This is a genomic window from Rhodopirellula sp. SH410, from assembly GCF_055811895.1.
The window spans coordinates 3,256,905-3,280,576 of the sequence record NZ_CM147949.1; the positions used below are offsets into that span (position 1 = coordinate 3,256,905).

Annotated in this window: 17 protein-coding genes; 3 read left to right on the top strand and 14 right to left on the bottom strand. The window is 55.0% G+C overall.

Annotated elements, in window-relative coordinates; genetic code table 11:
• The first annotated feature begins 16 nt into the window (after positions 1 to 16).
• A complete protein-coding gene (locus SH410x_RS11915; RefSeq protein WP_473676712.1) occupies positions 17 to 2,263 on the top strand; it encodes an esterase/lipase family protein in 2,247 nt (748 codons plus the stop codon).
• Between the two features lie 175 nt (positions 2,264 to 2,438).
• Here the strand turns inward: SH410x_RS11915 and SH410x_RS11920 are convergent, their stop codons facing one another.
• From SH410x_RS11920 to SH410x_RS11930, 3 genes are all read right to left on the bottom strand, one after another.
• On the bottom strand, positions 2,439 to 3,641 hold the full coding sequence (locus SH410x_RS11920; protein ID WP_473676713.1) for a DUF697 domain-containing protein: 1,203 nt from the start codon (positions 3,639 to 3,641) through the stop codon (positions 2,439 to 2,441).
• Between the two features lie 395 nt (positions 3,642 to 4,036).
• A complete protein-coding gene (locus SH410x_RS11925; protein WP_473676714.1) occupies positions 4,037 to 5,422 on the bottom strand; it encodes a YcjX family protein in 1,386 nt (461 codons plus the stop codon).
• Between the two features lie 476 nt (positions 5,423 to 5,898).
• A complete protein-coding gene (locus SH410x_RS11930; protein ID WP_473676715.1) occupies positions 5,899 to 6,363 on the bottom strand; it encodes a ZIP family metal transporter in 465 nt (154 codons plus the stop codon).
• A 214-nt stretch (positions 6,364 to 6,577) separates the two neighbouring features.
• On the opposite strand from SH410x_RS11930, the gene tnpA reads away from it, so the two are divergent.
• Entirely contained in the window at positions 6,578 to 6,967 is a 390-nt protein-coding gene (tnpA, locus tag SH410x_RS11935; RefSeq protein ID WP_473676716.1) for an IS66 family insertion sequence element accessory protein TnpA, read from the top strand.
• Positions 6,964 to 7,296 (top strand): IS66 family insertion sequence element accessory protein TnpB, encoded by a 333-nt coding sequence (gene tnpB, locus SH410x_RS11940; protein ID WP_473676717.1) that lies wholly within the window; start codon positions 6,964 to 6,966, stop codon positions 7,294 to 7,296. Before tnpA ends, tnpB begins: the two co-directional genes overlap by 4 nt.
• A 159-nt stretch (positions 7,297 to 7,455) precedes the next feature.
• On the opposite strand, the gene SH410x_RS11945 is transcribed toward tnpB, so the two are convergent.
• The 11 genes from SH410x_RS11945 to SH410x_RS11995 form a co-directional block, all read right to left on the bottom strand.
• Positions 7,456 to 9,678, bottom strand: coding sequence for a hypothetical protein (locus SH410x_RS11945; RefSeq protein WP_473676718.1), 2,223 nt, complete (start codon positions 9,676 to 9,678; stop codon positions 7,456 to 7,458).
• 233 nt (positions 9,679 to 9,911) lie between these two features.
• Positions 9,912 to 11,180, bottom strand: coding sequence for a DUF2357 domain-containing protein (locus SH410x_RS11950; RefSeq protein ID WP_473676719.1), 1,269 nt, complete (start codon positions 11,178 to 11,180; stop codon positions 9,912 to 9,914).
• A 13-nt stretch (positions 11,181 to 11,193) separates the two neighbouring features.
• Entirely contained in the window at positions 11,194 to 13,533 is a 2,340-nt protein-coding gene (locus SH410x_RS11955; protein WP_473676720.1) for an AAA family ATPase, read from the bottom strand.
• A complete protein-coding gene (locus SH410x_RS11960) occupies positions 13,530 to 14,744 on the bottom strand; it encodes a coiled-coil domain-containing protein (RefSeq protein ID WP_473676721.1) in 1,215 nt (404 codons plus the stop codon). The genes SH410x_RS11955 and SH410x_RS11960 overlap by 4 nt, the downstream gene beginning before the upstream one ends.
• A 136-nt stretch (positions 14,745 to 14,880) precedes the next feature.
• Positions 14,881 to 17,946, bottom strand: coding sequence for an AAA domain-containing protein (locus SH410x_RS11965; RefSeq protein ID WP_473676722.1), 3,066 nt, complete (start codon positions 17,944 to 17,946; stop codon positions 14,881 to 14,883).
• The gene (locus tag SH410x_RS11970; protein ID WP_473673834.1) at positions 17,892 to 19,352 is read right to left on the bottom strand and encodes a hypothetical protein; all 1,461 of its coding nucleotides are present in this window, start codon (positions 19,350 to 19,352) and stop codon (positions 17,892 to 17,894) included. The genes SH410x_RS11965 and SH410x_RS11970 overlap by 55 nt, the downstream gene beginning before the upstream one ends.
• A gap of 790 nt (positions 19,353 to 20,142) precedes the next feature.
• The gene (locus SH410x_RS11975; RefSeq protein ID WP_473676723.1) at positions 20,143 to 20,934 is read right to left on the bottom strand and encodes an EF-Tu C-terminal domain-related protein; all 792 of its coding nucleotides are present in this window, start codon (positions 20,932 to 20,934) and stop codon (positions 20,143 to 20,145) included.
• Between the two features lie 280 nt (positions 20,935 to 21,214).
• Positions 21,215 to 21,349 (bottom strand): hypothetical protein, encoded by a 135-nt coding sequence (locus SH410x_RS11980; protein ID WP_473676724.1) that lies wholly within the window; start codon positions 21,347 to 21,349, stop codon positions 21,215 to 21,217.
• A 67-nt stretch (positions 21,350 to 21,416) separates the two neighbouring features.
• Positions 21,417 to 22,085 (bottom strand): ThiF family adenylyltransferase, encoded by a 669-nt coding sequence (locus tag SH410x_RS11985; protein ID WP_473676725.1) that lies wholly within the window; start codon positions 22,083 to 22,085, stop codon positions 21,417 to 21,419.
• The gene (locus SH410x_RS11990) at positions 22,082 to 22,669 is read right to left on the bottom strand and encodes a Mov34/MPN/PAD-1 family protein (RefSeq protein WP_473676726.1); all 588 of its coding nucleotides are present in this window, start codon (positions 22,667 to 22,669) and stop codon (positions 22,082 to 22,084) included. The genes SH410x_RS11985 and SH410x_RS11990 overlap by 4 nt, the downstream gene beginning before the upstream one ends.
• Positions 22,644 to 23,663 (bottom strand): hypothetical protein, encoded by a 1,020-nt coding sequence (locus SH410x_RS11995; RefSeq protein WP_473676727.1) that lies wholly within the window; start codon positions 23,661 to 23,663, stop codon positions 22,644 to 22,646. The genes SH410x_RS11990 and SH410x_RS11995 overlap by 26 nt, the downstream gene beginning before the upstream one ends.
• Between the last annotated feature and the right edge of the window lie 9 nt (positions 23,664 to 23,672).

The following is a 23,672-nucleotide window of genomic DNA, read 5'->3' on the forward strand; positions in this document are numbered from 1 at the left end:
ATACACGCTCGTGTGGTTGCCGCTGCTTTTTGCGGTTGCCATTGCGATCGCGGCCCCGCAGCTCTCGCCCACGGGCGAAAATCAACTGTTTCCGTATCTCGTGGGATTCCTGTCTGTTTTGTCCGTAATCTGGATGGCCGCCAGTGGTGCCCACCTCACGGTCACACAGCAATACGAACGCATTCAGTTTGAAAGACTCCAAGGGCTGCGGCCGTACGCGTATCTGCTTTCAAAAACCATTTTCTTCTCCGGATTGGCAGTCCTGCAGGCGACCGTTTTAGCGGGCGTGTTACTGACAGTGCGACATCGCTTCATGCATCAACCTGTTTTTTACGGAACGTCTAAAGACGGACCGGGAGACGGTATCGTCGCGATGGGAACGCTCTTTGTTGAGAACCTTGACGTGAGTCTCTGCTGGGTGTGGGTTGTGCTCGTCGTGGTCGCGTTGACTGCCACGCAAAGCGGGTTGCTGATTTCGGCCATGGCGAGGGGGCGCTCTCGTATTGCTGCAGGCATCTTGCCGCTGGTCATGATGACCCAGTTGATTTTCTCTCCATTTGTTGTGCAAGCTAGAGTGAGCGATCGCTCGGTTCAGATAACATACGAAGGATTTTGGCTTCGTCGACAGTGCGACGGTGTCGAGGGCTGTCCTTCACATCTGGTGACTTACTACGGTGATGGTCGCTATCTATGCATGAACTGCACAAATGCAATCTTAGACGATGATGAACCAATATTATTAGACGACGAGAAACGAAAGGTCCGAGAAGCGGACAATCAAAAAGTGCCCCGCTACCTGGCGACCATCCTTTCTGAAGGAACCATGACACGTCATGCGGACTTGGCGCTGCGACCAGTCATCGGCCTGGTGCGCCAACAGACGGACGACATCAAGCATCAAAACGATTCAGAGCTTCAGTCGGATAGCCAGCTTCAATTTGGTCCTGAATCCAAGGTGGAGGCTAGGAAGTACGGTCATCGCTGGACGAGTTGGAGCGGTTTGCTTGGTCTGGCGTGCCTCGCCGCATTCGCGCACCTTTTCACCGTGGCAGTTTATTGTCCACGCGAGATCCGAGCGAATCTACGTCGACTTGCATTCCGCCTCACCAAGAGCCGGAATTCAGCGTTATTGATCGCCACTCTCTCCGTGTTCACCTTGCCAGCGATCTCGCAATCTCACGAGAATACCCGGACGGTCGAGGTAAGGCTACCGATCGAGGATGGCCGCGACGATGCGTCGGGTTTATCGAATTCGCGAGTTACAAGCCCACACTCAACCAGTGCAGTTTGGTTCCTACTGACGGCGAAGACGAGATCTGCATTGTGGTTGTTGAAGACCACCGGCACGTTGCGGGATTACAGCATCACAGATTCCGAAATGGTTTTGGAATTTGATCGCCAGCATGAAAGTGATTTGCAGACGGCGTTGTTCCCACCACGGTTGCAAAACCTAAGCGATTACGCTGGTGAAGACCGAGTCGCTGTGCTCATCCATGGGCTCGAGGGCGGACTGCTCACGTACCGTGAACTCGCACCGGTGTTTCGCGATGCGGGGTGGTTCGTAGTCGAGATGGTCTATCCCAACGATGGAGGCGTGCAGCGTCCAGCGGACTACTTGCGAGAAGAACTGAAAAAATTTGCTCGAGAACATCCCCATGTCAGAATCGCAGTTGTCGCACATTCTCTGGGCGGTTTGGTTGGCTGGGCCGCACTGTCGAACGAGGCCCCGCAAAATGTGTCCGATTTGGTGACATTGGGAACGCCCTACCTTGGCTCCACAATGGCGTCGTTTCAGCAGGAATTAGAGTTTGCCGACATTGCCGTTCGGTTGTTCGGCAATGATCGCGAGAGCCTCGACATGGTCAGCGACGGAAGTGGCGAGGCAACAATCTTCTTGCGACCAAACAGTCCGGAGCGTGACCAATTGCTATCACATCCGCTGCCCAAGCACGTTGGACTTCATATCGCCGCCGGCAGCGATGGCCCTATTGCGATGTCCGAGCGAGCAAAGTTGACTGCGGGGATCGAAGGCTGGATTGAGCATCACAACCCAGCATCGAGCATGATCGAGAATTTAAGATTGCTCGCCCATGCGGACGAACTCATCGCAGGCCTAGGCGACGGAGCGGTTACGATTGCCAGTGCAACCGCCGCACCGGCAGCGGAAAGTAAGAAAGTCTTCGATCTGTCTCACACCGGCCTTCTGCAAGTGAGAACTCACCCCGAACTTTTTGAGTGGCTTCGCTCTACCATCGGCCCGTAGTTTGGCTTTCACAAGTCAGTGAGAGTTCTCGTACAACGACACTTTCATGCCTTTTACGTACTTCCGCAGAGGCCAAGCAAAACCGCATTCAACGCCTCGCACAGGTCGACAGTGAGTGCTCAATTCAGACGCGGTCGTCGTGATGGCGGCATGCGTCTGGCTTGCCATCACTGGTCTAATCCGCAACCGGACAGAGATAGACCTTGAGGCGATTACCAATCCGACGCACGAACATCGCGTTGATCGTTCCTTCACCCAGTCTCGCCCCGACCTTGGCGACCACCGATCCCGCCGCCACCCCTAGGGCATCTTGCAGTGTCTCTCGCAATTGTTCCTCGACCGTGTCGGCCGCTTGGTCTCCGCCAGCCGCCAAAGCCACCGATAGAAGCGATTGACCCAGGATGTAGCATGTCTCTAAACCACCTGGCCGAACCCCGTACAGTTGGCACAGGTCATTGACCAAGCGGTACGACTGCGCCATCACGATCAAAGAATCAACGCTTCCACGAGGTGAGATCGCAGTCGATGCCCCGACCTGGAGTGAAACTCCCTTGATCAGGTTGGACGCCGCATCGTCGAGTGGCTTGACAATTTGAGTACGAACCTCTTCAAGCCACTGTTCCGGTAGTCCATCGTCCTTTTGCACCAGGTGCTCGATCTTCTCGAAGAACTCGTTATCCGAGATGCCGTTGCGACCAAATCCTGCCGTTTTCATCAATTTACGTTGAGCATTGCCCGACGGGTACTGCCGCAGAAATTCCCGGACTGCAGATTCGGCAGTCTTCTCATTCTCGCGGTGCGATTGACGACTCTCAGCACGATCCTTCATGATCTGAATCGCAGACATCGAAACCCCCGGCGTTTTCTTTAGTCGGATAAAACCCGAGACTAGCTGCCAAGCCGCGAAGGCAATGGCCAGCCACAAAATGCCCAACGAGATGAACCCGATCCAGTTGCCAGGAAACGGCAAAAATCCGATTTCACGCGCGAGCGTCGCCGTTTGCGAAAGAGCAAAAAGCAGAAAGGCGGATGCAATGATTGTCGCGAAGGAAGCCACGATCCAATTGAAGTGTTTTAGTCGCCCAATCAAGTTGGAAGGACCGGCTGCCGCAGCGTTCTCCAAAAACGCTTCGTCTTCTTTGTTTTCATCGGCAAAAAGAATTTCGTCGTCGGCCAGCGGCTCCCCCGGAACGTCTGGCACACCCAGCAAAGCATTCACCTGCTTCACCACACGAGTTTCCGAACTTGACAATGGTTTGGCCGCATGCGTGGACTGCGCGTTCTGTACGGAGATCGGGTCGCCCTCAACTTCAGAATCGTCGAGTAGGGTCGAATCAAAAATGTTCTTGATTGGTCGAATCGGTTTTGGATCGCTCATGGGCTCGACTGGTTCAGGGGGCTGGGTGTCGACAACGATGGAATGGCTTGCAAATGCTTCAGCGACCGTCTCAGGGGACGTGGAAGCCGGAGGTGGATTTTCTTGCGTTGTGCGGTTGATCGTTGCTTTTTCCTCAGAATTTGCTGCGGGCATTCGCACCTGTTTCTTTCGGAGGCGTCTCGATATTCTTGGTTTCCGTGTCTCGGTTTGTGACAGCGTCGATGGTTCGCGGTCTGGTGTTTCCTCCAATCCGCAGGTGCCTGTGGCCTCATGGCTGGAAGGCTGGTCAGAAGCGATCTTTGACGACGAATCGTTCTCAACCGACTGAGACGACGCGGGTGCACCGGTTTGGTCTTCAAGACTTGGAAGACGATCGAAAATATTGTTTCGTTGTTTCATTGGATGACCAGCACGCAGTGTTGCTTCGTAATCGAAAACAAAATCTCAGTAATTCGATCCAGCCCAAATTGCTTGGGCGGTTTTGCTTTGATCACAGGCATGCGAGGAGCGGTTCTAGGAAATTGGTACTTACCGCTTTCCCAACTATCAGGGAATTCATCCGGCAATTCACTCACCGTCGTCTTGAGGGCGCCTTCCCCGTCCTGTTCCTTGTAGCGAAGTTCGTGATTGGGATGCGACTCGGTCGACTCGACCGCCGCCGCCACGCAGTACTTGACTTCGATGTAGCCTTTCGTTGCCGGTAGCCGGACTGCTGGGCGGGCCAAGTCTTGGAGCAACTGCTTCACTTTCGAGCGATCGTCGCGATGGATGCGATCAGCCTGAGTTGCGACAAAAATGATTCGATCAACCTGCGGTGAGACAAAACCCAAAGCGCCGTAATGAAGTGTTTTGTTGAAATATTTTTCCGCTTTGCTAGCAGGTGCTACACCACCGACAAATCGTTCAATGAGTGTGCTCGCCTGGTTCTTCCAACTATCTCCCTGCGAAAAGATGCCAGCAACATCGACGAGGAAAAGGATATCGTGACACGCGCCCAATTTGTCCAGTACCGGCAGCACGACTGTACTGCGGTACTCCTGATAGTATGATTGGCAAAGGTTCCAAATTTCGCTGTCCTTGTCCTTAAAGCAGCTTGGCAGTGGAACGATGGGCTTGCCAGCCACTCCCATCGGACACTCATCCCTAAACCACGTCTTCAACTTGGAGATGCTGGCCATTGAATCTTCGGGAACATAGCAGCCATCCGCGTCGACCAGCATCGATGACGGTGTGATCATCGGGATGCGGTTGAAGAGAAATCTAGCCATCAGCTCTCGATAAGCGGTTTCCAATTCGCCACGGCGCGCTTCGGTGGCGATTGTTGTTTTGTGAAAGAGATTCAGAAAATCCGTGGCGTGGTCCTTTAGTGAATCGTCAATTTCGATCGTGTGAACGATCGCCTCACTCCACTGCGACAGGCACTTGTGGCGAAGCATTTCGGCATCGGCAAGACGCTCACCAGGAAGGTCGTGCAATTTCACTGGCTGATCTCGGTACCAGCTCTTGCAACTCAGGAAAACCGAATAGTCTTCCTGCTGCAATGACTTGTCAACCCATTGTCCGCCAGCGATGGACGAGCGGTTCCTTTCAAATCGACGCTTACCGCTCGCTACATCGTCGCCATCCCAGCGAATCATCAATTCGTGCTTGTCTGGCGTCTTACCGAGTGAGAACCTCTTTGGGTCATGGTTGTTCCAGTGATCCAGAAGCGATGTCAGGAAAGTAGTCTTTCCGCTTTGAGTCAGACCAATGACGCCAATGTGATGTGTCCGATTGAGCATGCCGCCGATTGATCTTCAAAACGGGTGATGGAAATAAAAATTGCCGCCTAAACGCGAGATCACTCACTTGAAAGAAATCTCAATAACTCGATTTACAATGTTAACGCCGACCGACAGCATCAGAAAGGCGTGATGCTGTCAATCGCATCCAGAGACTCATGCTGCCATAATAGCCAAACACCATGGATCTGCAGCAAAGGTTGAACGGAATCGGTTCGTTTCGCATTGACGTTCTCTGAAATCGCGGAAGAAATACCTTCAGGAGGCAGAAAGTGAGCTTAAAATAGTGAAGCGAAATTGCTTCAACCAGAAGTTGAATTCATGCAGTTTTACAGTGAGTTACACGGTAAACCATTGCAAAATCGGTCGAGTTCTACGCAATCGCGTTCGCTGATCTATATAATCCCACCACCTGTCAGTTGGAACACCCCTTCCTCGTCCGGGCCCACGAAGCTGCGGAGCATGACGGTGCGAGCTCACTCCAGCAGTTTGAACATCACCGCGATGAGGAATCCGGCCAGCGTGCTCAGCCCGACCTCATTGGGTCTACCGTGTTCCGCCGCCTCGGGGAACATGGCTGCTGCGATCATCGTGAGTATGGCGCCGGCGGCGACACTTTCGGCGAATACCAGCCAAGTCTCGCTCAGCACACCCGCCAGTAAAAAGCCGAGCCCTGCTCCAATTGCGGTCATCACCATGAGTGCAAACCGCATCAGCAAGATCCGCCGTCGTGACCAACCCACGCCGAGCATGTTGGACGAACTCGACAGGGCTTCGGGCAAGTTGGATAGGAATAACCCAGCGATCAGCGTGAATGGAATCGCGTGACCAAAACGCAGCGTGTCGACCGCAGGGTGTGCCGCGAGCATGAAGTAGAGCCCCGAGCCGATAGCGACGCTTTCAGGGATGCCGTCCAGCAGAATGCCCAACCAAACAGCCAAGGGTGAGCCGGAATGTTGAGTATGAGCATGGCGGAGTGCGAGCGTTGGCAATTCTTTACCGTGCCGCAAAACCTCGGCCGCCGAATGCGTCCATTTGATCGCCTCGCTCAGTCGTATAATCAGGTGTTGCGCGGTAACCGTACACCAGAACCATGGTAGGCGCGGAGTTTAGCTTGGTGGGTTTTGTTTCGTTTCACTCGAGCGGAGAAAACCCATGTCCAAGTCCGAAACCGCCCGACTTTGGGACGAGCGTTTGCAGCGCTTTGATCTGTCCGGCACCACCGTCGCTGCATTCTGTGCAGCTGAGGCCGTTTCCCAGCCATCCTACTATTACTGGCGACGCAGACTGCGGGGGCCGGCCAGTAGAGCCCGATCAAAACCAAAGATTCCGCCCACTGCATTCCTGCCTGTCACGCTCGCTCCCAAAGTAGCCCAGCTCGAACAAGCCACCAAAGCCGAGCAGGCCACCTGGCCTGACAACCCGCCTCGTGTCTGCACGACCATCGAACTGCCCGGTGGTATTCGCATCCGAATCGAAGTGCCGACCGATCCGCAACACGATGCCAATTCAAATTCGGCCGGCGGCGTGGAGGACAGATCATGATCGGATTGCCCACCGGAGTACCGATTTATCTGTGTATCGACCCGGTCGATTTCCGAAAAGGCTTCGACGGGCTGACCGGCATCGTCACCACGTCGCTTGGCAAGAACGTCACTGACGGATCGCTGTTCCTGTTTGTCAATCGAAAGCGGGATCGCATCAAGGCACTATGGTGGGAAACCGGTGGGCTGACGCTTTGGTACCGCAGACTTGAACAGGGAACCGTTGAACTACCGAATCCGCTACCTGGACGACGTGTTGCGTCGCGCGTTGGCCGGGGAGACGGACTGGTCATTGATGGCACCGCACGCCTGGAAAGCAGACCATCCTGAATCGATTCGCGAGTACCGCGCGGACGAGCGTCGCCAAGCCGCCGACCGCAAACGAACCCGCCGTGCCCGCCGCCGCCTCCCTAAGAAGTCAACCCCACCCCACTGACTGGCTCTGGTGTACGGTTACCGATGTAGACACGCTTTCGTCGTGACGGTTCGCTATTCGCTCGCCATCAGAATGTCGCCCGAACCTTTTCGGTCGATATAGTTGATCATCTGTTGAAGGGCTGCCGGTAGATCAACAGAACCGCCCATCGGGCGTAGTCGCCGTTGTTTGTGCCGTTCGATCGCGGTGCGAAACAGTTCCTTTGCCTTGGTTGCTAGCTCAAGCTCGGGATCAAGGAAGTCGAGATCGAACATCCTGCGGCGAAGCATATAGACGACAATAAGGCTCGCCCATCGAAACGGATAGCCTCCGCCGCCGTGTTCCATGCCTTGCTCGAAGACTCCAATGCAGGACTGAATGACTTGTTCACACTTTCGGCTGCAAATTCCCTGTGTAGCATTTGTTCGATAGCGCAAAACCTGTGAGATTGCCTTTAGTTCGTTCGCGCCTGGCGATCCAAGTCGGCCGTTCGAGAAGAAAACATGATCGAAGAGTATTGCGATGCTTTCTGGTCGACGCATCGCAAGTCCCGAGGTATGCAGCACTGCTTGTCTGTCTCGGAAACTGTTTCGTAGATTTAAAGCAAGCCATCTATCAAAATCGGGATCCTCAATTGAAAGGTATCCCATTGCTCTGACAAGCGTGCTGAGCGATGGCGAGTTCATGTGTTTGGTTGCTCGCCACAACTCCAGCAGAGAATTACCAAGTGCTTCAAGCACATCCTGGTCGTAGGGTGCCTTGTAGTCAGATCCAATCGCGGTTGCGTCGTAAGGCGATTGGGAATAGTCCTTGTCTTTTAGGTCGTCTTTGAGCTGCGTGATTGCCCAATCGTCTTTGATGATCGCTTCGGGGAGTTCGTCTGTAGCACGCTGAATCATCTTCTGGGCGGTTGGCATCGCTGCCCTCCACTTGACATGGCTCCATCTTCTCGGGAATAGCTCCGGAAAGGCTCGCGGTTGCATCTTTAAAAACGTTTCTTTGTCGACCGATAGCCCCTCGTGATTGAGAACAGGCTGCATCCGGTCCCAGTTCGCCTGAATCAAACGCGATGGAATTTCGCCCTGCTGCTGCGTCAAGAGCCGCAGCTTTGCGTTACCCTGGGCTGGTGTAGCGGAAACGTGGAGCTTCGCCGAGAGTCGTTGCTCCGCTGGCCGGTCGAGTGTCACTTGCAACTCTCGCACACCATCGTATTCGTCGTGCGCGACGACCAGTTTGATGCTGGTTGCGCCGCGACGTAGCGCGAGCCCTTCAATTGGGCGAGGTAAATTCCACTCTTCGCCGCCAGGGAGGAACCGGTCTGTGTCGCCGAGCAAGCTGAGCCACTCATATTGGTGATTTCGATCAACGAACAACTCTAGATCGGGAAGTGTGTCGAGATAGCTGATGCGATCCTCAACACGATCACGCGCAAAAATCGCTGCGCCACGAGCGAGAAAGCTCTCCCCGGCGACGCGATCGGCGATTAGTGAAGAAGTGTGGCTTACTTCGCGAGCGTGCGTTTGGCGACCAACGTGCTCACCGCTGGCAACCTGATCGGCGAAATCTCCCACGAAGACAATGGCGATTGGTGACGGAATCTGTGAAAGGTGCTCGGCTAGTGATAAATCGACTTGCCAACTGCCTTTCTGCTCTACGGACCAACCTGCAATGTGCTCCAAGAGGTTCGATTTGGATATCGAAGAACTGCGTTCAGGAGTCAAGACGGGTGTCGCAAAACGCTGTTTCCAAATGGATTGAGAATTGGTAGCGTTGCATCCGGCTGCTTCTGTCCAACCAAAGCCCGGTGTGTGCCAGTCGCTGACGATGGGACGCTTGCGAGCCGGGATCCATCGAAACCCTGTCCCTGCTTTCGTCGGCACGAGCTGAAGGGTTGAGCATCTGACTTGCCCCCAATCGGCATGAACGATTGGCAGTGTCAGCGGATCATCGGACGCACTTCGTGGCGGCGTCAATCTGTCCTGCTGTTGCTCAAGCCAAGCCAGCGCCGCGGCGACGGGAAGCCAAAGCAATGATGCGTTGACGCCTGCAACGGCACAAAGGTCAAGCAGTTTTTGCTGTTCTCGCTGCCGGAAGTCGTTGGGGATCACGATCGCTGATGGAGCGACCTTCGCATGCATTTTGGCAAGCTGCGATGCACCGCTCGCAATTGCGTCTAGTGAACTCAGTTCATGATCTTCATCATCAATCGTCCATCGCCAAAGCTCATTGCCGTCGTCGAGTCGGCCGGTCCACGCCGCGGCGATCGGGAAGCGACCACCACCAGTGTCTCGGTTCACGGCGGCTTCAGGTGGCCAGGGTGCAGCGGTTCCACGCGGATGGGGTGGCAACCAGTAGTCCAGCCTCAGCGGCTCGCCGACTGTTCGGCTTAGTAGCACCGACGGCGCAGTGTTTTTGTCGTTCGATCTTCTTTCGATTGCGTGTTGCCCGCGATCAAATGGAATGCCTTGAGCAGACCAGTGCATGGCTCCCACGCTGATTCCCCAGGCATGCTGACTTTGTGTATGCGAGGTCACGATAGACACCATTCCTGGTGAAGTGTGTCCAAGGCTCTCGGGTTCTCAATCAATGCCAGTGGAACGACGTGCTGCCCAACTTGCTTTCCGGTCACACAATCAATCAGCGTGATCATGGCTTGGTTCTCGCCGTAGCTGCCAAGCCTTCCGGTCCGCTCGGTGTCACCAGAAAACGCGACCTCTAACTTGGCGGCATGGTACTTCGTTCGGTTCCACGTCGTGACGAAGGCTGCATGGTCCTCGTTGTCGGAACCCTCGACGAGTCTTACTATATCTAAGTCGACGCCGAAACTCTTGGGGAGTTGGGCTACGTCGCCAATGGATTCGATCGGCCCGATATAGAACGCGGCGTCATCGCCCAAATTCCACATCGGCGGCAATCCAGCCCAATCAAAGAACGTTCCTTGAAGAGGCGTTTCGCGAATCCGTAGATCAAAGCGATGGGCCGCTTTTCTTACTTGTCGGTCAGCTGATCCACGGCTGGCGGAACTCATCCACGCAATCGCTACCATCTCGGCAAACGCTTGATGTCGCCATGCCCAAAGTTGTTGTCGCCGACGTTGCTGTCGAATAACCTCCATGTACGAACGCCAAACCTGTTTGTAGCGTGATTCATGCAGCAGCACGTAATTTGGCTTCGGCAGGCTCGGCAAGCCGGAAACTTCTTGCAGTTGAGGTAGCGACTCCAAACGCCGGCAGAGTTTTCGGAAGTGATCTGTCATCCGAATCCAGTCATGGTTCGGATAATTCGTTTGATGCTGACGGAGGTAAACGCTTGCCAAGGCGATGCACCTTTTCAGGAGATCTCTCACGACACGATTTTCTAGAGTGTCAACGCTCTCGTAGCGTTGGACCGCGAGAACGGCACGACGATGGCCTGATTTCTCAGCGAGCGTGTTGCCTGGTTGACGCGTCAGCCAGCGGACGCAACTGGAATCGAGTTCACGCAGGCGATTGATCGGCTCCATCGCACGTCGTCGCTGCAGAATTCGTTTGGGGTGACCGGCGACGTCAGTTAGTACGTTTGGCAGGTCTCTTGCGAGACGAACGACTAAAGCAAAGGGTGGACGATTCGGTTTGCTCGCGTGACGCCATTTGCAGAGAACCCGACCGACACTGCGGACCGCAATCCGGCTTGGATTTCCTTCCCAGGCAATCGGATTCGGTTTTTCGGAGTCAACTATCTCGTCGGCGAACTGCGCGAACTGCTCCAACGCGTCTAGAACCGGAGACTCCTCCGGTGCGACATCAGCTAGGTCGATCATCGATTCCACCACGCTAGACCTCGGTGCGGTCGATACCCGTCCATTGGAAGTAATCGTCTTTGCGACAGATTTCAATCTTGGTTTTCAAGGCGTTATCGTCGACCTTCTCAAGAATTCGGTCGATTGTCCCGAACGCTCTCTGCACACTCGGGTCTTGGGGGTTCAGCCCCATCAGCTTTGGCAGAATCTTCTGTTCAATCTGATCGGCGATGATAAAGTCCAAGCGACGTTCGATGTCCGGATAATTCGCGGCGTATTCAAGCATCGAGTGCGCGACACGGTAGGCAAACGGACGGTTGACTTGGTCCATGGAACCACGCAACTCACCGATCCAATCCAATAGCGTCGCCCGATGATCGTCACTCAGATTGTCCGCAGTCTTGCACCAGCCTTGCCAAGTTTGGCGAGTCAGTCGAGGACAGTTTTCCATCGCACGACCGTTTCGCTGCGAGGCCGGCACGGGGACAATGGAGTTTGGACTGCCGAATCGCAACACGTTGGCTCGGTCAATCACCTTGTCCGACAATGCCTGCGTGGTTTCATCCTCGTTCATCGTTCCGACGAACAGGACATTTTTGTCGACAAACAATTGCATCGGCGGCTGGCCACTGCGCCGGCCACCGACGTCCAGCGGAATCTCAGCGAGCTTTCGTCTCTGCGAATTGTTGGCGTCGATTCCACGACGAGTTTCCAAGCGGCTTAGAAACTCACTGAAGTAGTACTCGATGCGAGCAAGGTTCATTTCGTCGAGCAGCACCAACAACAACTGATTCGGTAATCGCTGCTTCTCGTAGTCTTTCGGTTGATTCCAACCGCGGTCCTTCTCGGCTCCGATCGCGTCCATCTGGATCAGTGCCCGTGTCAGGTCGGTGGGGCGAAAACGTCGTTCCAGGTAATCGTAAAACCCGAACAAATCCTGCGGGCTATCCCATCGAGGCTGAACTGCCACATTGAGGAAGTTCATTCCAGTCGCTTCGGCGTAGCGTCTGGGCAATTCGCTTTTGCCTGTGCCGCTGACGCCGGCGAGCGTCACCAGCGGTGAGCTGTCGGTCGTTTTCAACGACGTATGGAATGCGTACAGCGTACGGGGATCAAACTTCAAACCGAACGACACAAGGCTGCCGGCGAGGTCGTCCAGGCACTCATGTTCGCTGCGGGAATTTTGTCGCGACGGTTCGATGACGGGCAATACCGGCTGCCAAATCTCGTTTTCCTCAGGCTTGGTTGGCCCATCGTGTTGGCTGACTGCCGACGAAAGCTGATCGAATGCAGACTGCATGACTGGGATCTGAGCACCGAGCGCATGCGATTTGGACTCCAGTTTCTCTACCTCGCTCTTTAGTTTGCGACGCTCTTGTTCGAGTTCTGACTGCTCCTTGGCAAGTTGACCGAGCGATTTCTTCAGCTTCTCTGCTTCGGATTGAGATTCCTCTTTCTGCCGCTTCAGTTCTTTCAGCTTCTGGTCGAGCGTTTCCGCTTCAACTTTGGCAGCCTTCTTTCTGTTTTCAAGGTCTGCAATTTCCTTGGCAACCGAATCCGCCTTTTCGACCTGAGCCTTCATGTCCTGTAGTGCACGTTTTAAGTTGCGTTCTTCAGCGCCCATTGCATCGACATTATCGCGAAGCTGCTTCAGTGACGACTGCAGATCAGAATGCTCTTTGCCCTTTGCTTCAATACCTTTACTAAGGGAATCAAAGTCTCGTTGCAGCTCGTCTCTCTTATGCCGTAGTTCCGCTAGTTCGGATTCAAGGCGATTACGAAGCTCCGAAGCAGCTCGGCGGAGTCGTTCGGATTCTTCTGCAGCCTCAGTCTTCGCTTGCTCTAGACGTTTAATTTCCTCGCGAAGGCGATTGGCTTTCTCAATCTCCAAATCAAGATCGACGAGTTGCTTGCGCATATCGTTGGCCTTGTCTTCAAGCTCGTCGATCTTGCTCTTTCGTTCCGCAACTTCGCCGTCCAGTGCAGCTTTCTGCTCATTCAAGCTGGCCAACTGTGTCTGCTTTGTTTCCAATTCATTTTGGATCCGGGACACTTCTCGCTTGTCTTCTTCGAGCCTCGCGATTTCTTCCTTTGCGTCCTCCATCCATTGACGTTGGTTTTCCGCTGCTTCGATTGTTTGCTGAGCGTCGAACACATTGTCCTTCAGCGTGTTGTACTCCTCCCGCAATTCTTCGATCTGGACTTGAAGATTGGCCATTCGCGTAGCATCAGGTAAACGCTGTTCACGTTCCCAGAATCGAATCGCTTGACGGCGGTGGTGTCCATATGCCAGCAGTGCCAGCAAGGCACCGATCAGAGTCACGGCCAATGCGAGGGCGACCGAGACAATTGACCAGAAGTTTGGATCGCTCATGGTTGCTCACCGTCGGTTTCTTCAGGCGTTGATGCCGGCGGCTGCATGTCAGGCACTTGGAGCTCGCTGACGGCTTTACGAACCTCTGCTGCTTTCGTTGCCATTTCTTGAATCGTCGAAGCGGCCGTCGCAGAGATTTCCGAAAGCGATTTCGAGGCGTTTACCGCGGCGGAGTTGAGTGCGGTCGTCATCGTCGCCATTTGTTCGGCGAGTTGTTGTTCCATCTTTCGCAGATCGGCAAGGTTCGTCTCCGCCGTTTTGACGTCGGTCTGAATCGACGTTAACTCGGAATCCTTTTTATCTCGCGTCGCCGTCTGCTCATCCACTTGCTTCTTGAGAGCGGCTAGTTCATTGGTGGCTTTGGCGACGGCAGCGGTTTGACGACGAAGCTCTTCAGCGGTTGCGTCTAGTTCCTTCGCGGCGTCAGCCGATTTCTCTTGCTGTAGTTTGAATTCCGCAACACTTGCCAGCTTCTTTTGCAGGAACGCATCGAACTGCGTGATGCGAGCTTCCATCGCGGCAAGCTCAACTTCGCTCTTGCTGAGGAGCTTCTCTTGTGTTTCCACCTTGGCTTCGGCTTCCGCGGATTCCAATTCCAGTTTCGCGAGTGCTGCTTTGATCTTTTTCCCACGTTCGATCAATTGATCGTTCAGGCTTTCGGTTTGAGTCGTCGCTGAATCGGACGCCGATACAGCCAACTCGGCCGCCTGCTTCTGCTGGTTCACGTCATCCAACTTCGCTTTCGCTGAGTCGAGTTCGCTTTGCAGCGACTCGCGTGTTTGCTGGAGCGACGAAAGCGTCTTGGTTTGCGACGTCGTGGTTTCGACTAACTGGTCACGTTGCTTTTGAAGCGAGTTGATCGTTCCTTGAAGCAGCGATGATTGCTCACGTAGCTGATCGACGTTTTTGCTTGCTTGCTGTTCGATACTATTCCACGTGTCGGTGGCTTCTTGGCGATTTTTGTTCGACGCTTCCCAAGCGGCCACCTTCGCTTGAAAATCAGATTCCTGCCTTCCCGCATTCAGAAGCCCTAGCAGCGACCAAGTCTGCAACGATAACGCAGCAAGTGCCGCAATCCCGATTAACCACGGCCAAACCGTCGACGGGAGTTCCGGCCGAACGCTGTCCGACAGATCCACCTCGACTGGCGTCTGCGTTTGTCCGGTCGCGGGGTGATCCGGCGGCGAAGGTGGTTCGGGATAAGCGGTCATGAAGGTGAGACGGCGGTATACTTATGAAAACTCCGGTTTCAGCCGTAAATAGCTGCCCTGGGGCACTCATTGTAGTTGCTGTGATCGTGGAGGATAGGCTTCGGGTTTGACTCACCGAAAGCACCGTGCGGCTTGTCTAGCCAGCACCACTGTTGTCAATGGTCTGCTTGATCTTTTCAACACATCGGTCCATGTCTTCACGGAGTTCGTATACCCAGAATCGAAGGATCGTCCACCCATTTGCGATCAATGCCTGATCTCGGCGGATGTCGTCCGACACGCGCTCGCCGCTACCGCTGCGGTGATAGGTTTCACCATCGACCTCAACATCCAGCTTCATCTCATCACTAAAGAGCGCGAAGTCGAGGAACCTCCCGCACGCAGGATACTGCTGGTGAAACTGCAACCCGGCCTTCGTCATCGCCTCGGCCAACGCCGGCTCCCACACCGGTCCCACCAAGTCTTTGCGAAATCCCGATTCAACGGCCTTGGATCTTTCGGCAAGTTCGCGATCGCAAAACTGGGCGAGCGTGCGGATGTGGCGGATGTGGCAACTGCGTGCCCAAGTCAAATCGCCAAAGACATGCAACAATTGTTTAGCGCGACTGACGGCAACGTTGAATCGGTTTGGACCGCCCGATAGAAATCGAAGCGAACCGTCTGTCAGTCCCTCTCCACCGACCAAACTGAACAGAACGATGTCACGTTCGTCGCCTTGAAACCCGTCGGCCGTGTCGACCAACAATCGAGACGTCACGATGAAGTCGTGAGGCAAGGTTTGGTGAATGGCGTCGCGTAGCCGGTTGGCTTGTTGGCGAAACGGAGTGACCACACCAAGCGACCCCCCGTAGCCACTCTCGTGCAAACGTTTCAGTTCGTCACAGATTTGACTGATCTGCTGTTGGCTCAGCGCGCCGCCGCCCGGCGCGGGCTGGCTATCATCGGCAACGTGAGTCCATTGGATTCCTTGTTTGCCGGTGTCTTCCGTCAAAACCGTCCAGGAACCTTTGTAGAACGTCTCGCTGCAATAGGCAGCAATCGAAGGGTGACATCGATGATGTTGGCGAAGCGACACTCGGGATCCGACGCCCGGAGACGTATTGGCCAAGTGAAACATGGATGAGGTTCGATAGCTGAATCGTTCCAACTCAATGTCATCGACACCGAATTGTCGACGTAAATGCCGGTCGGTCGCTGATGAAAGGCTTGTCACATGCGAAAGTTGCATCGGATCGCCAACAATCATGGCACGCTTGGCACGGAACATTAGCGGAATGACCGAAGCTATGTCGCATTGCGACGCTTCGTCGATGACCAACAGATCAAAGACGGCTGGTTCCAGGTTGATGTCCCTGCGAATGGAAAGATTTGTCGTCGCGGCCAATGGAAAGTGTTTCAGGAATATCGGAAACGCTTTCCGCATCGCGTCAGACCAGCGACGATGATCGGCCTCGGTGTCCAGGCCGCTTCTGTTTTCAATGGTGGCCAAAATGTTCGCGAGCAGACTTCGCTCTTCGTCTGAGATCTCCGCACCACTTTGCCGTGCCAATTCCAGAAACGATTCCGCCGACAACTTGGCAACTTCTTGGGCAGCCTCATACTCGGCGCGGCATGCTTCATCGGTGGGAGGCAGTGCATCAAGTCGTCTTCGTAGTTCGCCAACCAAACACGCTGCTTCGTTCGCTTGCCCGATCGGTTTCCAAAACTCCATCACCTGCCTGCTGAAGGCGATGGTTTCTGCCGTTGCGCTGCATCCCATCGGCGGGAGCTTCTTCGCTTGATCGAACACCTGCTTCATTTTGTCGTCGACGCCGATCGCGAGGGTCAGCCCCTGCTGCAGTCGTTTCTTCTGAAACAATCGCTGCCATAACCAAGCCAATGACCACCTGCACGGTGGCGGATCGACAAGCATTTCGATCGCGGTGTTGATCTCGGATTTGCTGGGCAACGGCTCGTGGCCGCGGGCCGCAAGATCTCGATACCCTTCCGGCACCAAGCGTATCACTTCGTCGAGATCGAAAGATCGTTTTCGAAGCGACTCGCGAAGTTCTCCTACTTGCGAAACCGCTCGAGCGGCTTCCGCATGATCGGCAATTCGCCTCGCCAAGGCTTGGCGTAATTTCCCAAGGTGGTCTCGGTCTCCGACCAAGTCGCTTGAAACCAGTTGCCCGATCGCTGCCTGCATCGACATATCAGCGGGCGCACCCCATGGCCGAGCCAAACGCAGCATGATCGGCCAGGGTTCGGTAATTGCGTTAACTCGGGGCACAACCGCTTCGAGTGCTTGGTGGTTGCGACTCGCCGCAAGCCCACTGCGGTCCAGCAACGCTTGCTGAGCCAAGACGGCAGCAACGACACGCGACTTTCCAGTTCCCGGCGGACCGACTACGATTGATAGATCATGTTCGGCCGCAGCACGCGAAGCAGCCATTTGCTCATGGTTTAAGGTCAAGACTTGAGCACCGACGACATCCAACGGGTAATCAGCGTCGTGTCGATTTTCACTTTCCGTTGATGGAGTCTTCGCTATATCGCATGGGAAAAAATGCCGCAAGGCACTCCTGTCGAGCTGTTCGTCTGACGTCTCGTTCGCTAGCTTCAAGAGTTCTTTGTAGAGACCTCCAGTGAACTTCCACTTCTTCGGGATGATTAAACCTGCTCGGTTGTAGATGCCATCCTTCGTGAGACTCGCAAGACTTGGTGATGACTGCACTCGACCAGGATCGAGGGTTTCGACTTGCCAATCAAGATAGAAGTGGTTCAACAGTCGCGCACATTCACTCCACGACGTCGAGTTGATTCTGTCATCACTCGCCGAATCGAAGCTACAAAGTTCCAAGAAGGTGCGACGCTCGTCTATATTCTTGAGACGACGCTCAAGCCAACCTTCATTGACGCGAACCGGACCAACTGATTCAAGCTCAAGGTCAGTGCCATGCAGTTGCGTCCGGCACGGAAGCACGAAGACGGGTGAAACAAAATCGACATCCTCGCCTTTTTGCGGGTCGCGCCACCGGTATCGCTGCAACGGATACCCAACAAAAACATAGTCATCTTCGGTCAGCTTCCGAACCCATTTGTGCCATGACTCCCGCGTTCGGATTCGCAGGGGTGCGATCTGGGTGCTGCGCTCATCGAGTCGGTAATTCACAGGGTTCCCGAATTCATAAGTTCGCTGACGGTTGGTTTTGAGTTGAGCCAAGCCCTATAGACAGTATCCCAAATTCCGCTCAGTAGCAGACAGCGTAAGCTCATGGTTCTTTGGCCGCCGGTTTTGTGCCAACGCATGCCGGACAACTTCATCCGTTCGCTGACCACTTGCTTGCAAGCCGATTCCACGACGCCGCTACCGATTGGGTAGCCTCGTGATTTCATCTCAGCATAATTCATAAAACGACTGTAGCGACGAAGGTATCGTTCCGCTTTGACGGCTTCTTCTTTCTCTGACGCCTTGTACTTATGTAGCTCTCGCATTTTCGCGATACTGCGAAGCATCCTTCCGTGTCCGCCGGGCTGCAGCAGCAACCAGCGAGCATGTTCAAGCCACTCCTGCCGCTTGCCTTTGTTCTTGCCAAACTTGAGCGCTTTGGCAATCGTCGTCAGACGCTCCGCCGCATGGTAGTAATCCACGACGCGAGTGATCTTGATCCGCACGCCATCGACGAAGAACTTCCGCAACGTGTTCTTCCAATATGCCGTCTCGACCTTGCCGGCATCGCTGACGTACACGATCTCCGGCACGCAGTCACCGCAGCGACGGATCGTCGATTGAAGCAGGCTGGTCAATTGCGTCGAGAGCGTGACTTGATTGCTTTCGGGAGTGCAGCCCAGGTAGACTGTACCGAGCTTCTTGCCGTCAGCCAACACGCTCACGCAGGCCACGCTCGCCATCTCGAAGAAGCTCCATGGTGCCAAGCCCAAGGCCACACCATCGCGACTAACCGACAGCACCGGCTTCAGTTTCCGCTGCCGGGCTTGCTCGACCAGTTTCATCAACTTGTCCACCTGAGCCTGCTCACGAAAGGGTTCCATGCCACCAGCGAGTGTGCCGACGAGTTTGCGAAGCTTCTCGGTGCCGATTTTCGTACCCATTTGATCCTCGACCAACTCCAGCGTTCGGCCTTGAGAACTTCCTGCGGCAGCAAATTGTTTGCCGACGCGGGTCGCCGCTGCGGGCGTGAATCCGTTCTCCACGCCAAGCAACATTTCGAGCGGAAAAATCGTTCGACCGGATCGACCGCGTCGATAGCGGGCGCGAACAATTGTGACTTTCCCGAACCGCGTGACAACGTCGGTCCGTGGCGTTTTTTCGGCCAAGCGACGATAAGATTTACGTTGGTGCTTGATCGTTCCGGGCATCTGCGAGAGTTCCGGTTCAAGTCGAGAAACGAGCCACTGTATCAACTTGCGTCCGAATTCCCGAAGATGGTCTTGAAGAGCATTTTCCAGGTCAAGCGTTCGCGAAGGTGTCGGGTCGTTCCCGGCGAACAACTCCAGCAGCATGGTGACTTGTTGCCGCAAATCGTCGGCAATTTGGCCAGTGAACTGCGCAATCTCATCAGTTGCGATTGCGTGAATAAGGCTTCCGACGTTAGCTTTGACATCCATGAGGCTTCCTTTCCTGCGGTGTTAGTGTGAGAACCAACATTTTGCAGGAGGAAGCCTCTTTTCATGAATACCAATCCCAGCAAATCAAGGGCGCATTACGTGGATCGCACCCATTCGCAGTTTTGACGAATTTGGTAACGCACCATCCATACAAACGATGGTTTCAAACTCATCGGCTGCCGTCGCGGTAATTGAAGACCGCTGATCCAAACGAACGCATTCGGCGTAGTAATCACACAGTCGTCGAAATGTTGACCACCGCGAACCCCGACGATCGAGATGACGGGAAGCAACATTCTCCCGCGTCCGCGGTTGGCGTGCAAAACCTTCTGAAGGCTGGGAGCGAGCGTTCTGACTCGGTGACTGACGAGGACTGGCCGGCGGTGGCGACGAAATCGAGGCAGTGAGGTTTGCAGAAACGTTGCTACCCAAATCCGCACGCGAATGGACTGCTGACCATTTGCTTCCGCGAAACGTCACCTGTCCAGCACTTTGAAGCTTCAACAGACACTGATTCACTTCACTGGGGCGGCTCTTCAGTGATCGCGCCAGTTCACGAGTCGTCATTCCAACGGAGCGCCCGCTTAGCCTCCGCAGAATTTCCTGCTCATCCACTGATAATCTGCTGTCTGCCACTGTCGATCTAAGTTGCCTCGATTGTTCATGCGATTTACTTACTCAATCATGATACCGAACATCTGTGAGAAGCGGCAGTTGACACAGACCTGATAGAGCAGCGGGAACGCCCGCGGCAGATTGCTCCACCGGGGGGCGTTTTGCGATTGATGAACTAGGCGACGACTCGCGTGACGACGCCCGAGCCGACGGTTTTGCCGCCTTTTCGGATGGCGAAGTGGTCGCCGTCGCTGATCGCGATCGGTTGCTTCAGGGCGATGCTCAAGCGAACGCCGTCGCCGGACATTGCTATCTGCACGCCGTCCAGCAGCGAAGCACTGCCGGTTACGTTCGTGGTTCGGAAGAAGAACTGAGGCGCGTAGCCGTCAAAGAACGGCGTGTGGCGACCTCCTTCCTCCTTTTTTAACACATAGACTTCCGCCTCGAAATTGCGATGCGGAGTCACACTGCCGGCATCCGCCAACACTTGTCCCTTCGTGATCGCCGTATGAGCGGTCTTGCGGAGCAACACGCCAACGTTGTCGCCAGCATGGGCTGCTACCAAGACTTCGCCGAACGATTCGACTTGCGTGATCACGTCGCTGCCGGTCTCGCTCGCCAATCCAACGATCTCAACCGCGTCGCCTGCACGCACGGCACGTTGCTCGATTTTACCCGTCACGACCGTGCCGCGACCGGCGATCGAATAAACGTTCTCGATCGGCATCAAGAACGGCTTGTCGATCAACCGCAACGGATCAGGAATCGAACCATCGAGTGCGTCAAGCAATTGCTCGATGCACGCGATCGATTCGGGGTTAGCGGGGTCGTCATGAGCCTGTTTGGCGGATCCGCGAATCACGGGCACCTGGTCGCTGGGGTATCCGTACTCGCTGAGCAGCCTCAACCGCCTTTTCGCTCGCATGTGCGCTAGATGACCGGGAACGAAGAAACAGGAAAATGCCATCAATCGGGAACCAACCATCCACAAAAAAGCCCGGCAAGGAAATCACCGGGCGGGCTTTGCGGATCGTTTCGGAATCAACCGTCAATCACAACACACCATCCCCGCCTCTCCCTCGAAGGACGAGTCGGTTGTTGATGATGTAAATGAAGGGAAGGTGTTCAATTCGTTTTCCAGATTTAACGGACTCGGGAAAAGACACACGATGGAGGCGAAGGTTCACTGATAGCTAAAAAAAAGAGATGCCGTGACCGCCCCGAAGGGCGGCCACGGCATCCAGTGGTTAGTCGCGGCGGCGACTGCGTTTACTTCGGCTGCGGCCGACGTTGTAACCTTTGCGGCTGCCAGTGCGTTTGCCGTCCTTATAGGACCACCATGCGACGAAGCCGACGATGATCCATCCTGCTAGACCTTCCATGTTTCCTCCTTTCGAGAACGCGTTAGGGCTGAAAGCCTTGGTGAAAGCTCGTGCCCTGATCGTTTCCTTAGGAAGCGTCGCGGACGGTCCATTCGCCGGAAAGCAGATTGACGCAGGTGTCAGCGTCCGTCGGTATGTTTCGGAGCCAGCGCGTGAACTGGTGCACCATCATTCCCGCAGCGATGCTGGCGGCGTAGATCGTGCTGCGTGACGTGCAGGTTCCTTGCTGGGCTTCCGAAGCAGTGAACAAGGTGGTCGCATAGTGCTGTGATGATTGAGTATCATCGACAGCCAGTACGCGGATCACCTCGCCCAGCATTCGGCCGTCAGCCCAGAAGGCTGCTCGGCCTTCCACTGATTTCCAAATCGCTGACCGCGCCGTGATCGAATCGACACAACAGAACACGGCATTGCCGATAGATTGCCGTGGTCGATAGCGGTCTTCGATGCGTGTGACCTCGATCGTTGAATCGAGTTCACTGATCGCTTCACCGCATGCAAACGGTTTACTCCAGCCGATTTCGTGCTTTCGATAGCCCTGCGTCGTTGTGTTCGACAAGTCGACGTGGTCGAAGTCGATCAGCTGGATCCGGGGCGTGCCGATGGCGGCTAGTTGCAATGCGACTTGGCGGCCGATCGCGCCGACGCCGATCACCGTTGCGGTGACCTGAGCGAGGCGGTCCATCGGGACCAAGTCGCTCTGACGAGCGAACCGGTTGGATGTTGCGGTGGTCATCGGCCAACCTCAAACAAAAGGTCGCTCCACAGATCGGCTGCCGTGGGTGGTTGCTGCCACCAGTCGGCATCCTCGTAGCGATCGGTGGCCGAGCGGCGCGATGCGAATGGATCGAAGACCGTGACGTTGTCACAGTATTCCTCGAACCATTGATCGTGGTCGGTTCCTGGGAACTCGCAATCGAGAACCGTTCGGCAGCGCAGCCGCCGATCCGTTCCGGGGCCGACGTTGAATCTCGCACGGGTATAGGTGTTGCCCTCCTCCGCCAGAATGTGCATGACGCACCAATCCACGCCGCCGAAACAGCGACTGAACGTTTCCTCATCGGTTTGACTCGGTGAGGGTGAGGCGCCGGGGTGCGTGTGGACCCAGACTCTCGCGAATTGCTCTGGTTGGCGTCCGATGTCGACTTGGCTGTCAAAGAAGTCGGCAACGCTGCCGTCGTCAAACTCGACGGAGGTGACCGAGCAGGTTTGCTGGACCAGCTGAATGTCTTCGATCAGCAACAGGTCGTCGGCATTGGAAATTCCAAAGCCGCCGATTTCGGTAGGCCCGATGTCACGCAGGTACACCAGCTTTGCCAACGCAAACGGAGTGAATCGCAGGGCACGGTTGCTCCGGTTCGTCTTCCGTATTCGCTTCATTTTGGTTGTTGAGGCAATCATCACAGGTTCCTTCAGAGAGGCAGGAGGGACAGAAAGATTCGCCGCAGTCGTCGCACGACTTCAGGCACATTTTGCACGCGTCATCGCCGCAGCTTTCGCAGGACGAGGCGCATTCTTCGCAGTAACGTTCACAGCATGAATCGCATCGCGTACTGCAATCCATGCACAATTCCGTTTCGCAGTTGAAACAAGCGATGGTCTGATCGGAGTCGACCGTATCGCCACAGGATCGGCAGGTGACGCCGTTCCAATCATCCAGTTGCACGTATGCAGATCCCGGGTTGTAAGTCCGCAGAATCTGATCGACGATGCAGAAGAAGTCATACAAACGACCTTCATCCAGGGCGCGACGAATCGCGTCAGATCCCTCACCCTCGCAAAGCGAATCGTTCTGGACGTGAGGATGCGTCACGCCCTCGCCATTGGCTGGCTCATTGGGCTCGATCGCGATCACATCGAACGGCGACGATTCTTTGATGTACTTCCAATTTAAGCGAATCTCGAAGCTTCCAAGCAGGACTCCGTCGAGGAGAATGCTCGACGTCGTCACTGTTAGTAGCTGTTTCGAGCGGTCGATCGTCACCGCATTGAATTCCCCACGCAACGCTTGAATCTCCTGAAATACCAACGTCGCAGTTGGTTCGAGGTGAGATCGCGATTGCCGGCTCATGTTGTCGATGAAGTGAGTCGCTCGCATCCGAAGGATGTCGAGTGCACCACGAAGTCGATCATGAGCATCTCTTGCGGCGGTGGGCCAGTTGCGGTGTGTCGCAATTTCAAGTCGTCGCTGCCAGCGTTTGCATTGTTCAATGGAGTCAGCGAAATGAGACATCGAACTTGGCTCACGCATGACACGCACGCACTGCAAGATTTCAACGGCAGCTCGATAATCTTGTTTGATTTCGTTTTTCATGGCATGGCT

Excerpts from the sequence above, each read along its gene's own strand:
- tnpA (WP_473676716.1), top strand. The coding sequence starts at position 6,578 with ATGTCCAAGTCCGAAACCGCCCGACTTTGGGACGAGCGTTTGCAGCGC.
- SH410x_RS11980 (WP_473676724.1), bottom strand. The coding sequence starts at position 21,349 with ATGGAAGGTCTAGCAGGATGGATCATCGTCGGCTTCGTCGCATGGTGG.
- SH410x_RS11970 (WP_473673834.1), bottom strand. The coding sequence starts at position 19,352 with ATGGATGTCAAAGCTAACGTCGGAAGCCTTATTCACGCAATCGCAACT.
- SH410x_RS11920 (WP_473676713.1), bottom strand. The coding sequence starts at position 3,641 with ATGAGCGATCCAAAACCGATTCGACCAATCAAGAACATTTTTGATTCG.
- SH410x_RS11985 (WP_473676725.1), bottom strand. The coding sequence starts at position 22,085 with ATGACCACCGCAACATCCAACCGGTTCGCTCGTCAGAGCGACTTGGTC.
- SH410x_RS11925 (WP_473676714.1), bottom strand. The coding sequence starts at position 5,422 with ATGCTCAATCGGACACATCACATTGGCGTCATTGGTCTGACTCAAAGC.
- SH410x_RS11995 (WP_473676727.1), bottom strand. The coding sequence starts at position 23,663 with ATGAAAAACGAAATCAAACAAGATTATCGAGCTGCCGTTGAAATCTTG.
- SH410x_RS11960 (WP_473676721.1), bottom strand. The coding sequence starts at position 14,744 with ATGACCGCTTATCCCGAACCACCTTCGCCGCCGGATCACCCCGCGACC.
- SH410x_RS11975 (WP_473676723.1), bottom strand. The coding sequence starts at position 20,934 with ATGGCATTTTCCTGTTTCTTCGTTCCCGGTCATCTAGCGCACATGCGA.
- SH410x_RS11950 (WP_473676719.1), bottom strand. The coding sequence starts at position 11,180 with ATGATCGACCTAGCTGATGTCGCACCGGAGGAGTCTCCGGTTCTAGAC.
- SH410x_RS11955 (WP_473676720.1), bottom strand. The coding sequence starts at position 13,533 with ATGAGCGATCCAAACTTCTGGTCAATTGTCTCGGTCGCCCTCGCATTG.
- tnpB (WP_473676717.1), top strand. The coding sequence starts at position 6,964 with ATGATCGGATTGCCCACCGGAGTACCGATTTATCTGTGTATCGACCCG.